1 pseudogene is annotated in these 15,094 nt (G+C 74.0%); it reads right to left on the bottom strand.

Annotation, left to right across the window (positions count from 1 at the left end):
• Positions 1-162: 162 nt before the first annotated feature.
• Positions 163-14,940: pseudogene (locus tag ACZ4XX_RS35735) on the bottom strand (amino acid adenylation domain-containing protein); the annotation flags it as partial.
• Positions 14,941-15,094: the final 154 nt, after the last annotated feature.

Genomic DNA, 15,094 nt, shown 5'->3' with positions numbered 1-15,094 from the left:
ACACCACCGGCACCGGGCGGGAAACCGCCTGCTCTAGCGCACCACGCGGAACTTGACGCCGAGTTGAATCGGCTCTGCGCGGGACTCGACTGCGGCCTGGGGCCGCGAAGGGACGCCTGCGGTGAGGGGCCCGTCCGGCCCCTCACCGCCCCGTGCGTGGGGTCAGCGCTCACCCCCGGGGATCGCCGCGACCAGCTCGGCCGCCATCACGTCGGCGTTCTCGAGGGGCGCGGCGTGCGAGCCCTCGATGCTCCGGCGCACGAAGGAGCCGCGGGTCAGTTCGCGCCAGGCGTCCATGGCCTCGGGCGCGACCGCCGGGTCCTCGGTGGCCGCGATCGCGACGACCGGGACGTCGAGACCGTCCCGGTGCAGCCCCTTCAGGGCCGCCTGGTGGTTCTCGCCCAGGTCGGTGTCGGCTCGCAGCCGCAGCACGTATTCGGCGAGCAGGTCCTCGTTCTCCAGGATCTGCCGGGGCAGCAGCCCCTCGAACGCCTCTGCGAGGTGTGCCGCGGACGTGCCGTCCCAGGCCGCCGCGCTCTCCCCGATCCTGCGGACGGTCTCGGTGACCTCCGCGTACGGAGTCTGGGCGCAGGCCACGACGAGGGAGAGCGGCGGCGCGTCGGGCCGGTCCCCGAGCCGGTGGGCGACCTCCCACGCCAGCCAGGACCCCTGGCTGTGGCCGTAGAGGACCAGGGGGACGTCGGCGTACCCGGCCAGTGCGGCCGTGACCTCGTCGGCCATGGCCATCATGTCCGTCATGGGCGGCTCGTCGGTACGGGCCTCCCGGCCGGGCAGCTGGACGCCGAGGAGTTCGACCCCCTCGGGCAGGCTGCGGATCAGCGGTACGTAACCGCCCGAGGTGCCTCCCATGCCGGGCATGGCCACGACCCGGGCGTGCGGCCGCACGCCGGGCTTCAGCACCCGCAGCCACGGGTCGTGCGCGTCCCCGTCCCGCCGCGGCCGGTCGGTGGCCTCGTGGAACAGTTCGCCGAGCAGGTACCGGCCGAGTTCCTCGCAGGTGGCGTACCGCACGAAGACGTCCGTCGTGAGCGCGAGTCCCGTACCGCGGGCGAGACTTCCGCGGACGGTGACGGCCATCAGGGAGTCGAAGCCGAGCTGCTGGAGCGGCTGGGCCGGGTCCACCTTCTCGGGGACGAGCCCCAGTACGTCCGCGGCCTCGGCCCTGATCAGCTCGACGATCCGGCGCAGCCGTGCGTCCTCGCCCAGGAGGGCCAGCTCGCCCCGCAGCCGGTCGCCCGTCCGCGGATCGGCCGCCGGGGCCGTGGACAGGGCCGCCCGGGCCTCGGGGATCTCCTCGATGAGCGGGCGGGGCCGGGACGCGGCGTACGTGGGCGCGAACCGCGTCCAGTCGATGTCGGCGACACCGAGGGTCGTCAGGCCGGCGTCCAGCGCGGTCCCCAGCGCGTGCAGGGCGTGCGCGGGATCCATGGACAGCAGACCGCGTGCCTCGACCTGCTTCTCGTCCTCGGCGGTCAGCATGCCGGCGCCCGCCCAGCCGCCCCAGTGGACGACCGTGGCGGCCAGGCCCTGTTCCCGGCGGTACCGGGCGAGCGCGTCGAGGCCGGTGTTGGCCGCGCCGTACACGGCCTGGTGGCCGCCGCCCCACAGACTCGCGCCACTGCCGTACAGCACGAACGCGTCCAACGGGCGGTCGCCGAGCGCCTCGTGCAGGTTCCAGCCGCCACGCACCTTGGCGGCCAGACCCGGGCCGATCTCCGCGTCCGTGACCGCTCCGAGGGGCGCGTTGCGGTTGACGCCGGCGAGGTGGGCGACCGTACGCAGCGGGGCGTCGGCCGTGTCGCAGCGGGCGATCAGCTCCTCGACCCGACGGCGGTCCGCGACATCGCAGGCCGCCAGGGTGACGGCGACGCCCTTCGGCGCCAGCTCCTCCCGGAGCGCCGTCACCTCGGGTGTCTCCACCGCACCGCGGGACGCCAGCACCAGGTGCCCGGCGCCGCGGTCCACCAGCCAGCGGGCCAGCCGGAGGCCCAGCCCGCCCGTACCGCCCGTGATCAGCGCGGTGCCGCCGGTCGACCAGGGCTCCTCGCGCCGCCGCGGCGCGAGCCGCACCATGCGGCGTACGAACCGTCCCCGCGGGCGCAGCGCGATCTGGTCCTCGTGGTCGGCGGCGCCGACGGCGCGGACGAACTGGTCGGCCCAGCCGTCGTGCGGTTGTGCGGGCAGGTCGACGACACCGCCCCACAGGGCCGGCGCCTCCAGGGCGACGACCCGGCCGAGGCCGCCGACGAGGGACCCCAGCGGTCCGGTCAGGGGTTCCGTGCCGTCGACGCAGACCGCGCCGCGGGTCACCGCCCAGACCGGTACGGTCCGTCCGGTGTCGCCGAGGGTCTGCACGAGGGCGAGAACCTGCCGGAGGCCTTCCGGCACCCCGTCCGCGTCGAGCCGGTCGTCGGTGCCCTCGAAGGTCACGAGCCCGCGGAGCGTGGTGGGCAGCGCGGTCAGGGCGGTGGTCAGGCCGTCGCGGTCCAGGCCTGCCGGGAGCCGGTGCACGGTGGCGCCGGAGGTCCGGAGGGCGCGGTCGAGTCCGGCGGCCGGGCCGTCCTCGTCCCCGCCGCCGATCAGGGCCCAGTCGCCGTCCGGACCGGTACCCGTTCCCGGCAGCTCGGACGGCCGCCAGACCTCGTCGTACAGCCAGGAGGCGATCGTCGTGTCGAGGCGCTGCCGGTCCTGCCAGGCGGTGAGCAGCGGCAGCAGCTCCTCGATCCCGGACCGCAGCCGTTCCGGGGCGCCGAGGAGGGCCGCGACCCCTTCGGCGCCGCCGTCGCTGACGGCCTTCCAGAAGGCGTCGGCGGGCGCGGCGGCGGGCGCGGCGGGCTTCTTCGCCTGCTCCGCCCAGTACCGCTGCCGCTGGAACGCGTACCCGGGCAGCGCGGTGGCCGCGCCGTCGCCGGGGCACCGGTCCCAGTCGACCGGGACGCCGTGCGCGTGCAGGAGCCCGGCGGTGCGCAGCACCTCGGACAGGCCGCCGTGCCCGTTGCGCAGGGTGGAGGCGACCACGGTCCGCTCGTGCCCGAGGAGCAGGGCGCCGTCCGTGAGCGGCATCAGCAGCACCGGGTGGGGGCTGACTTCGAGGAACACGTCGATGCCGTCGGCGAGGAGCCGCTGCTGGGCGAGGTCGAGCCGGACGGGCTCGCGCAGGTTGCGGCACCAGTACGCCGCGTCCAGTTCCTCGCCGGGCAGCGGGGCGCCGGTGACGGTCGAGTAGAACGGCACGTCGCCGGAGCGCGGGCGCAGCGTCGCCAGCTCCGCCGCCAGGGCGGGGACGACCTCGTCCATGTAGTGGCTGTGGGAGGCCACCGGGGCGTCCAGTCGGCCGCACGGGACGTCTTCGTCGTCGAGCAGGTTCAGCAGGTCGTCGACGGCGCGCGCGTCGCCGGAGATCGCCACCGAGCGTGCGGTGTTGACCGCGGCGACGGACACGGCGCCCTCGTACGGGGCGATCCGGGCCAGGACCTCGTCCAGGGGCAGGTCCACCACGGCCATGCGGCCCGTCCCGGCGCGGCCCTGCAGCGCGGCGCTGCGGACCGCGGTGATGCGGGCGCCCTCGTCCAGGGTCAGGGCCCCGGCGACGACCGCGGCCGCCACCTCGCCCTGCGAGTGTCCGACGACGGCGGCGGGTTCCACGCCGAGCGAGCGCCAGAGCGCCGCCAGGGCGACGTACATCGTGAAGGTCAGCGGCTGGCCGACGTCGAGGCGCGACCAGGACGAGGCGTCGCCCTCGCGCAGCAGTTCCACGACCGAGCGGCCGAGGAGGGGGGCGAACGCCGCGTCGCACTCGTGCGCGACGCGGGCGAACACCTCGGACCGCTCCAGCAGGTCCTGGCCCATCCCGGCCCATTCGCTGCCCTGACCGGGGAAGACGAAGACCGGGCCGCCGTGTTCGCCGGCGGTTCCCTCGACGAGGTTGCGGTGGGTGCGGTGCTCGGCGAGGGCGGTCAGCGCCTCGGCCGCCTCCGTCGCCGTCCGCGCGGAGACCGAGGCCCGGGCGGCGAAGTGCGTGCGCCGCCGGGCGGCGGTGGCCGCGACGTCGCGCACCGGGACGTCGGGGTGGGCGCCGAGCCAGGACGCCCAGCGGGCGGCCTGCGCGCGCAGCGCCGTCTCGTTCTTCGCGGACAGGACGACGGGCAGTTCCGCGTCGGTCGTGGTGGCGTGGTCGTCCTCGCGGGGCGCGAGCGCCTCCTCCAGGACGACGTGGGCGTTGGTGCCGCCGATGCCGAACGAGGACACGCCGGCGCGGCGCGGCCCCTGAGAGTCCCACGGGGCGGTCTCGGTGCTGACCCGGAACAGCTCGGGGTCGAGGCCCATCTCGGGGTTGGGGCGCCGGAAGTGGAGGCTCGGCACGAACTCCCGGTGGTGCAGGCTGAGCACGGCCTTGAGGAGCCCCGCGACGCCGGCGGTGGCGTCGGTGTGGCCGATGTTCGTCTTCACCGAGCCGAGCGAGCAGGGCTCGTCCCGTTCGGCGGTCGCGAAGACCTCCTGGAGCGCCTGCACCTCGATCGGGTCGCCCAGGGCGGTTCCCGTGCCGTGCGCCTCGACGAGACCGACGGTGTCCGGGGTGATGCCCGCGGCGGCCTGCGCGGCGGCTATCACCTGTGCCTGGCCCGCGACGCTCGGCGCGGTGAAGCCCACCTTGTCGGAGCCGTCGTTGTTGATGGCGCTGCCGCGCACGAGGGCGTAGACCGTGTCGCCGGAGGCGAGGGCGTCGGAGAGCCGGCGCAGGACGAGCACGCCGACGCCGTCGCTGAACACGGTGCCCGCGCCGTCCGCGTCGAAGGCGCGGCACGTGCCGTCGGGGGAGACGACCATGCCCTCCTGGTACGGGTACCCGTTCTTGAGCGGCACGGACAGCGAGGACGCGCCGACGAGGGCGATGTCGGACTCGCCGCGCAGCAGGCTCTCCCGGGCCAGGTGCGTGGCGACCAGACCCGTCGAGCAGGCGGTCTGCACGTTGAGCGCCGGACCGCGCAGGTTCAGCTTGTGCGCGACGCGGGGCGCCAGGAAGTCGCCCTTGGTGCCGACCATGTTCCGGTAGAACGAGGACAGGTCGGTCACGTCGTCCTGCTGGTACCCGCCGAATCCGGATCCGCCGAAGACCGCGATGGCGCCGTCGAAGGAGTCGGCGACGATGCCCGCGTGCTCCAGTCCCTCCCAGGCGCACTCCAGGAAGAGCCGGTGCTGCGGGTCCATGGCCTCGGCCTCGGACCGCGAGTAGCCGAAGAACCCGGCGTCGAACAGGTCGGCGTCCTCGACGTACCCCTTGGCCTTGACGTACGCGGGGTCGGCCAGCAGCGCGTCGGGCACGCCCGCCTCCCGCAGCTCCTCGTCGGTGAACCGGCGGATGAAGTCACGGCCCTCCCGCAGCCCCCGCCAGAACGTGTCGACGTCCGGTGCGCCCGGCAGCCGGCAGGCCATTCCCACGATGGCGATCGGCTCGTCGGAGGAAGGACGCACGCCCGCTCCGATGCGTGCGGCGGGTGCCGTCGTCCCGCCCAGGTGGGCCGAGAGACGACGCACGGTCGGGTAGCGGAACATGGCGGAGAGCGGGAACTCGCGGCCGGTCCCGGCGCAGATCAGCCGGTGTGCGGCGAGGGCCGACATCGAGCTGGCGCCGAGCTCGAAGAAGCCCTTGTCGCGCTCGACGCGGGTGAGCCCGAGGACGGACTCCCAGGCCTCGGCGACGATGTCCTCCACCGACCCGACGCCGGCGGCGTGGCCGGCCCGCGCCGCGGGTTCCGTCACGGTCGGCGGCAGGGCGCGCAGCGCGTTCCGGTCGACCTTCTGGTTGGGGGTGTGCGGCAGCTCGGCCATGCGGACCAGCCGTGCGGGAACCATGAAGGCCGGCAGCCGCTCGGCCAGCCGTTCGCGTACGGCTCCGGCGTCGGCCGTCTCGAGCGCCGGTACCCAGTACAGGAAGAGCTGCTGGTCGCCGGGAGTGTCCTCGCGGACGACGGCCGCGCAGGAGGCGACCTCGGCGCACTCGCCGGCGACGGCCTCGATCTCGCCCAGTTCGATGCGGTGACCGTGCAGCTTCGTCTGGGCGTCGGTGCGCCCGCAGAACTCCAGGCTGCCGTCGAGCCGGTAGCGCACGACGTCGCCGGTCCGGTACATGCGCCGTCCGGGCAGGCCCGTCGGGTCGAGGGCGAACCGGTCGGCGGTGAGGTCGGGACGGTGCAGGTAGCCGCGGGCCACGCCCAGGCCGCCGATCCACAGTTCGCCCCGGGCACCGCGCGGCACGGGCTGCCCGCCGGCGTCGAGCACGTACAGGCGGTTGCCGTGCAGCGGCCGGCCGAGCGCGACCTCGCCCGGCGTCACCGTCCAGGCCGAGGACCACACGGTGGTCTCGGTCGGCCCGTACATGTTGGTGATCTCGCCCGTGCAGTGCCGCAGCAGCTTCTTGGCGAGCGGACGGTCGAGGGCTTCGCCGCCCACGAGGAGCCGGCGCAGCCCGCTCGTCAGGGCCCGGCCGTCGCGGTCGGCGACGAGCATCCGGGCCAGGGACGGCGTGCACTGGAGATGGGTGGGGGCGAGGTCGCGGTAGCGGCCCCACTCCGCGACGCCGCCGTCGGCGACGACGACGCGGTAGCCGCGGGTCAGCGTCCACAGCAGTTCGAGCGTCGAGATGTCGAAGGACGGGCTGGTGACGGCGAGCCAGGTGTCACCGGTGCCGCCGCCGACGGTCTCGTCCATCGCCGTGCAGAAGTTCGCGAACTGGGCGTGCTCCAGCATCACGCCCTTCGGCAGGCCGGTCGAACCCGACGTGTAGATCACATAGGCGAGATCCGCCGGCGCGGGCGGTGCGACCTGCGGCAGGCCGGTGTCCTCCTGCTGCGACGCGAGGGCGGGGAGGTCGATCGTGAGGACCTCGACACCCTCCTGCTCCGGCTCGAACGGGTTCTGGGGGGTGGCCAGGACGACGCCCGTCCCGCTGTCCCGGACGACGTACTCCGTCCTGGAGCGGGGGTACGTGGGGTCCAGCGGCACATACGCCCCGCCCGCCATCCACACGCCGAGCGCCATCACCACGAAGGCGGCGGAACGAGGTGCGTGGAGGCCGACGAGCACGTCCGGTCCGACGCCCGCGTCGCGCAGCCTTCCGGCCACCGCCGACGCCGCCCGCACGAGGTCCCGGTAGGTCAGGGTCTGCTCGCCGTGGACCAGCGCGGTGTCCCCGGGGGCCGCGGCGGCGCGCTCCAGCACCCGCTCCAGCGCGGTCCGCGGGTCCAGGGGCTCGTCGGGCACCGATCCGGCCCGCTCGTCCAGCCAGTCGCGTTCGGTCTCGCCCAGCAGGGCCAGGGATGCGATCGGGGCGTCGGGAGCGCTCACCATCGAGGCGAGCAGGGTGCGGAAGTTCTCCACCATCCGCTCCGCCGCGTCCCGGTCCAGGACGTGCGACTGGAACTCCAGCTCGCCCCGGAGCCCGGTCTCGTCGGAGACCAGCGTCAGGCCGATCTCGAACTTCGCTGCGCCCCGGACGTTGCCGAGGGTGCTGCCCGTCCCGGGTCGGGTCCAGGCGTCGTCGCCCTCGCCCAGGGCGGGCGCGGAGGCGCTGATGTAGTTGAACGCGGCACGGAAGAAGGGGTTCTCCTCGCCGGTGCGCTCTCCCGCGGCGGTCCGGACGATCTCGGTCAGCGGCACGCTCTGGTGCTCCAGGACACCGAGCACCCGCGGCCGCATGGACGCCAGCACGTCACGGAAGGCCGGATCGCCGGTCAGGTCGCAGCGCAGTGGCAGCGTGTTCGCCAGGAACCCGGCCAGGCCGGCGGTGCCGGGCAGCTGACGGTTGCCCCAGACGGTGCCGACCGCGAAGTCGTCCTGGTCGCAGTACCGCTTCAGGAAGACGGCGAACGCGCTGACCAGCACGGTGTACGGAGTCACCGAGGCCGAGGCGGCGAGCCCCTCGAGATCGTCCCGCAGAGCGGCGGGCACACCGAAGTACACCGCGTCGCCCTCGGCGCCGTCGGACTCCTGCCGCGGACCGGGCGGGAACTCCAGCCTCGGTACGCCGGCCAGTTCCCGGCCGAAGAAGTCCAGCGCCGGGGCGAAGCGGTCCTCGCGGACCCAGCGGTCCTCCCACAGCGCGTAGTCGCCGAGCTGGTGCTCCACCACGGGCCGCTCGGGCTCCCGGCCGTCGCGGAACGCGTGGTACGCCTCGTACAGGTCGTGCAGGAAGATCCCGGAGGACCAGCCGTCCGTGATCGAGTGGTGCAGGACGAAGCAGATCAACTGGCCGCCGTCGGGCAGGTCGAGCAGCAGCCCCCGGACGAGGTCCCCGCCGTCGACGGTGAACGGGGTCAGCTCCTCGCGGCGCAGCCGCTCCTCCACCGCCTGCTCGTCGGCGCCCGACAGGTCCTCCCGGACCACCGGCACCGACACGGACGGCAGCACGATCTGGACCAGGCCCTCGGGCTCGGCCCGCAGAACCGTGCGCAGGGACTCGTGCCGGTCCGTCACCCAGGCCAGCGCCCGCTCCAGGACCTCCTGGTCCAGCGGACGCTCGGCCCGCTGCCGGAACACCGCGTTGTACTGCGGCGAGCCGGGGTGCAGGTGCTCCATGAACCACAGGCGGCGCTGCCCGTGGGTCGCCGGATAGCGCGTCACGCCCTCCGCCCGCGACAGCTCCGGAAGCTCCGGCCCGTCCGCCGTCACCGCCGTCACCGCCGGGGCCGTCAGGTCGTCGAAGACGTCCGTCAGCAGGAACCCGGCGATCGCCCGCGGCGTCGGGTGGCTGAACGCCAGGTCGGCCGGGAGCGGGGCGCCCGCCTCGTCGGAGAGCCGCTTGCGCAGCTCCACCGCCATCAGCGAGTCGATGCCCAGCTCCTTCAGCTGCTGTTCCGCGCCGACGCCCTCCGCACCGGACACCCCCATCACGAGGGCGACCTCACGGCGCACCAGCTCGGTCAGGACCGCGAGCCGCTCCGCCTCGGGCGTGCCGGCCAGCCGGTCGCGAAGCGAGTCGCCGCCGGTGGCCCGCGCGGCCTCGCGCAGCCTGGCCCGGGGCCGGACGAGCGCCCGGAACAGGGCCGGAAGCCCGGCGTCGGCACCGCGCTGCAGTGCGCCCGTGTCGAACTTCACGGGGACGAGGTGCGCCTCGGGGCGCCGCAGCGCCGCGTCCAGCAGGTCCAGGCCCTCGGGGACGCTCAGCGCGTGGGCGCCCTGGCGGCGCATCCTGGCGAGTTCGGCCTCGCCGAGGTGCGCGGTCATGCCGGTGCCGCTCTGCGCCCACAGGCCCCACGAGAGGCTCAGCGCGGGCAGTCCCCGCCTGCGCCGGTGGGCGGCGAGGGAGTCCAGGAAGGCGTTGGCCGCGCCGTAGTTGCTCTGGCCGGGCGAGCCGAGTGTGCCCGCGGCGGAGGAGAACAGCACGAACGCGGCGAGGTCCAGATCGGCGGTGAGCTCGTGCAGATGGGTCGCGCCGTCGGCCTTGGGACCGAAGACGGTGGCCAGCCGGGCCGCGTCCTGGCCGCGCACCATGCCGTCGTCGATGACTCCGGCGAGGTGCAGGACGGCCGTCCAGGGCCGGTCGGCGGCCCCGTCCGCGAGGACCGCCGCGACCCCGTCGCGGTCGGCGGTGTCGCAGGCGACGATCCGGACCTCGTCGGCGCCCGCGGCGCGCAGTTCGGCCGCGAGGCCGGCCGCCCCGGGCGCGTCCGGCCCGCGGCGTGAGGTCAGGACCAGGTGGCGTACGCCGTGCTCGCGCACCAGCCGCTCCGCCACGGCCCGGCCGAGCTCTCCCGTACCGCCGGTGACCAGCACGTTCCCCGCGGGGTCGAGCGGCCGGGGAACGGTCAGCACCACCTTGCCGATGTGCCGGCCCTGGCCCATGTACCGGAAGGCGTCGGGGGCGTCGAGCACGTCGTACGCGGCGAACGGGAGCGGCGTGAGGGCGCCCCCGGCCAGCAGTTCGGTGAGGACGGCGAACATCTCGGCGATCCGCTCGGGACCGCTCTCGATGAGGTCGAAGGCCTGGTAGCGGACCCCCGGGCGGGCTGCGGCGACCTCGTCCGCGTCGCGGACGTCGGTCTTGCCCATCTCCAGGAACCGGCCCCCGTCGGCGAGCAGCCCCAGGGAGGCGTCCACGAACTCCCCGGCGAGCGCGTTCAGCACGACGTCGATGCCCTCGTCGTGCCAGGCGGGCGCGAACTCCGTGTCGCGGGACGAGGCGATGTGGTCGTCGTCGAGGCCCAGGGCGCGCAGCGCCGGCCACTTGCCGGCGCTCGCCGTGCCGTACACCTCGGCGCCGAAGTGCCGGGCGAGCTGTACGGCAGCCATGCCGACACCGCCGGCCGCGGCGTGAATCAGGACCTTCTCGCCCGGACGCAGCGCGCCCAGGTCGGTGAGCGCGTAGAAGGCGGTGAGGAAGGCCAGCGGGACGGTCGCCGCCTCGGCGAAGCCCAGCGCGTCCGGTATCCGGGCGACGACCCGGGCGTCCGCGCGGACCTCGGTGCCGAACGTGGCGACGGACAGGCCCATGACCCGGTCGCCGACGCGCAGGTGGGTGACGTCCGCACCGGTCTCCAGCACCTCGCCCGCGAATTCGAGTCCCAGCTCCGGCGCGTGGACCATGTCCAGGGCGTTGAGGACGTCACGGAAGTTCAGACCGGCGGCACGGGTGCGTACGCGCACCTCGCCGGCGCCGAGCGGCGCCGACCGGTCCACGGGCACGGCGGCGAACGTGTCGAGCCGGCCCTTCTCACGGATCGTCAGGTACCAGGGCGCGTCCCCGGCCGGCGGTGTCACCGAGCTCCCGGACCCCTGCGCGCGGACCAGGCGCGGGGCGTAGACGGAGTCTCCCCGCAGCGCCAGTTCCGGTTCCCCGTCCAGTGCGAGGGCGGCACCGATCACCGCCGGATCCGACGGTTCGGCACCGAGGTCGAGCAGCCGCAGGACGCGCTCGGGGTGCTCGGCCCGCGCGGTGCGGACCAGACCCCACAGCGCGGCGTGGGCGAAGCCGGGGGCACCGTCCTCCGGGCGGGCCGCGAGCGCCTCCCGGGTCACCCAGACGATGTCGGTGCCGGACAGCCGTTCCTCCGCCAGCACCCGCTGGACGAGCGACAGCGCGTCGCGGGTGGCCGCGAGGGCCGCCCCGGCAGCCGAGGCACCGTGCTCCGCCGCGGCGTCGGGGGCGGTCAGGTCGACGACGATCCGCCGGGGGGCGGCGTCGGGGGCGAGCCCGGCGGACGTCTCCGTGCCGAGTGCGTCCGCGACGGCACCGCCGTGCCCCAGCACCAGCAGCCCGTCGGCGTCGGGGCGGTCGTCGGTGTCGACGGCGACCTGCTGGAAGTCGAGCCGGTAGAGGTGCTCGACGCCGGACTCCTGGGCCGCCCGCAGCTGTGCGGCCGTCGCGCGCTGCATCTCCAGGGCACGCGCCCGCAGGACCGGCTCGCCCTCGGCGTCGGTCACCAGGACGCTCGCCACCGGCGAGCCCCCCGGTTCCGCGGTCTCCGGCAGCTCGATGCGGACCCGCAGCTCGGTGGCGCCGGTCGCGTACAGCTCCACGTCGGACCACGAGAACGGCAGGATCACCGAGTCGGCGTCCGGCCTGTCGTCCGGCGTGGTGATTCCGGCGAGGACGTGCAGCGCGCTGTCCAGCAGTGCCGGGTGCACCCCGTATCCGTCGGGCGTGCCCGCCTCCTCGGGCAGGACGAGGCGTCCGTAGGCGACGCGTCCGCTCGTGCGCAGTTCCTGAAGGGCCCGGAAGGCGGGCCCGTAGGTGAAGCCCTGGGCGTCCAGGCGCTCGTAGAACCCGTCGAGTGCGACCGGCTGGGTGTCCTTCACCGGCCAGGTGCGGAGCTCCGGGGCGCCGGCGGTCTCCTCCGCGGCGGCACCGGCCAGTTCGCCGGTCGCGTGCAGGGTCCAGGCGCCGGGCTCGGCCGTGTCCTCGGGCTGGCTGTAGATCGCGAGGGAGCGGTGGCCGTGCTCGTCCGGCGCCTCGACCAGCACGTTCAGCCGGACCGGGGTGCCGGCGCGCAGCGCGAGCGGCCTGGACAGGGACAGCTCCCGGACGCGTGGGGCGTCGACGGTCCGGCCCACGGCCAGGGCCACGTCCAGCAGGCCGGTCCCGGGGACCAGGATTCCGCCGAAGACCGCGTGGTGGGCGAGCCAGGGGTGGGTGGTGAGGGAGAGGCGTCCGGTGAGGAGGTGTCCGTTGTTGTGGGGGAGTTCGAGGGTGGCGGCGAGGAGGGGGTGGTGGGTGGGGGTGAGTCCGGCGGTGGTGAGGTCGGTGGTGTTGTGGGTGTTCTGGGTGGCGGGGAGCCAGTAGCGGTGGTGTTGGAAGGCGTAGGTGGGGAGGGGGTGGGGGGTGGTGTGGTGGGGGTTGTAGTAGGTGTTCCAGTGGGGGGTGGTGCCGGTGGTGATGAGGCGGGTGAGTGCGTGGGTGAGGGTGTGGGTGGGGGGCTGGTTTGTGCGGTGGGTGGTGATGATGTGGGCGGTGGTGTTGTCGGGGAGGGAGTTGGTGGTCATGGCGGCGGCGGTGCCGTCGGGGCCGAGGTCGAGGTAGGTGGTGACGCCGAGGGTGTGGAGGGTGTGGATGCCGTGGGCGAAGCGGACGGCTTCGCGGACGTGGCGGGTCCAGTAGTCGGCGTCGGTGGTGGTGAGGGGTTGGCCGGTGAGGTTGGAGATGAGGGGGGTGGTGGCGGGGTGGTAGGTGAGGGTGTCGAGGGTGGTTTTGAACTCGTGGAGCATGCCGTCCATGTGGGGTGAGTGGAAGGCGTGGGAGACGTTGAGCCACTTGGTTTTGCGGCCTTGGTCTTCGAAGTGGTGGGTGATGTGTTCGACGGCGTGGTCGTCGCCGGCGATGACGACGGAGCGGGGTCCGTTGAGGGCGGCGATGGAGACGTGTTCGTTGAGGTGGGGGAGGACTTCGTCTTCGGTGGCTTGGAGGGCGACCATGGCGCCGTCGTTGCGGCAGGCCTGCATGAGGCGGGCGCGTGCGGCGACGAGGGTGCAGGCGTCGGGGAGGGTGAGGATGCCGGCGATGTGGGCGGCGCTGATTTCGCCGATGGAGTGGCCGATGAGGTAGTCGGGGGTGATGCCCCAGGTTTCGAGGAGTCGGTGGAGGGCGACTTCGAAGGCGAAGAGGGCGGGTTGGGTGTGCTGGGTGTCGTTGATGCGGTTGTCGGTGGTGGTGAAGAGGGTGTCGTGGAGGGAGTGGCCGGTGAGGGGGTCGAGGTGGGTGGCGATGGTGTCGAGGGCGGTGGCGAAGGCGGGGTAGGTGGTGTAGAGGTCGTGGCCCATGCCGGGGTGTTGGGTGCCTTGGCCGGCGAAGACGAAGGCGAGGGGGCCCTTGGTGGGTTGGCCGGTGGTGATGTGGGGGTGGGGTTCGTCGTGGGCGAGGGCGGTGAGGGCGGTGAGGAGTTCGGTGTGGTTCTCGCCGGTGACGGTGGCGCGGTGTTCGAAGAGGGTGCGGGTGGTGGCGAGGGCGTGGCCGATGTCCTGGGGGTCGGCGTCGGGGTGGCGCTGGAGGTGTGAGACGAGGCGGGCGGCCTGGTCGCGTACCGCCGCGGCCGTCTTCCCCGACACCACCCAGGGGATCACGGGCAGCTCCACGCGGGCAGCCGACTCCTCGGCGGCACCGGCGGTGTCCGAGGCGTCGGAACCGTCCGACTCCTCCGTCGTCTCCGGAGCCTGCTCCAGCACCACGTGCGCGTTCGTCCCGCTCACGCCGAACGAGGAGACACCCGCGCGGCGGGGCCGCCCCCCGCTCTCCCACGGCCGGCTCTCGGTCAGCAGCGCGACCTCGCCGGCCGTCCAGTCGACGTGCGTGGAGGGACGGTCCACGTGCAGGGTCCGCGGCAGCGTCCCGTGCCGCATGGCCTGCACCATCTTGATGATGCCCGCGACACCCGCCGCGGCCTGCGTGTGACCGATGTTCGACTTGATGGAACCCAGATAGAGAGGCCGGCCGTCGGTGCGGTCCTGGCCGTACGTGGCCAGCAGGGCCTGTGCCTCGATCGGGTCGCCCAGCGTCGTGCCGGTGCCGTGCGCCTCGACGGCGTCGACGTCCTTCGGCGTCAGCCTGGCATTGGCGAGCGCCTGCTGGATGACGCGCTGCTGCGAGGGCCCGTTGGGGGCGGTCAGGCCGTTGGACGCGCCGTCCTGGTTGATCGCCGAACCCCGCACCACCGCGAGCACCCGGTGCCCGTTGCGCCGTGCGTCCGACAGCCGCTCCACGAGCAGCATGCCGACGCCCTCGGACCAGCCCGTGCCGTCGGCCGCGTCCGCGAACGGCTTGCACCGGCCGTCCTCCGACAGGCCCCGCTGACGGGAGAACTCGATGAACGTCGCCGGCGTCGCCATCACCGTGACACCGCCGGCCAGCGCGTACCGGCACTGACCGGTCCGCAGCGCCTGGATCGCCCAGTGCAGGGCGACCAGTGAGGACGAGCACGCCGTGTCCACCGTCACCGCGGGACCTTCCAGACCCATGGTGTACGCCACCCGGCCCGAGGTGACACTGCCCGCGTTCCCGTTGCCGAGGAAGCCCTCCAGGTCCTTGGGGACGTCACGGAGCCGGGACACGTGGTCGTGGTACATGAGCCCGGCGAACACACCGGTCTGCGAACCGCGCAGCGAGACCGGGTCGATGCCCGCCGCCTCCACCGCCTCCCACGAGGCTTCGAGCAGGAGCCGCTGCTGCGGGTCCATCGCCAGCGCCTCACGCGGGCTGATGCCGAAGAACGCCGGGTCGAACTCCGCCGCCTCGTAGAGGAAACCGCCCTCACGGGTGTACGAGGTCCCCGACCGGTCGGGGTCCGGGTCGTACAGGTTCTCCATGTCCCAGCCACGGTCCTCGGGGAAGGCCGAGACCCCGTCCCCGCCGGAGGCGACCAGGTCCCACAGGCCGTCGGGGTCGGTGATCCCGCCCGGATAGCGGCAGGCCATGCCGACGATCGCGATCGGCTCGTGCGAGTCGTCCTCGACCTGCTGGAGCTTGTCGCGGACCTGCTTCAGCTCGGCCGCGGCACGCGCCAGGTACTGACGGAACTTTTCCTCGTTAGACATCTAGCCCTCGCTGGGTTCTGCGGTCGCGTTGACGTGTGGTGGGCCGGCACTGCGC

The organism is Streptomyces sp. NPDC029956 (assembly GCF_055574655.1).
The sequence above is the reverse complement of the archived record's forward strand: the minus strand, read 5'-3'. Positions and strand labels throughout refer to the sequence as shown.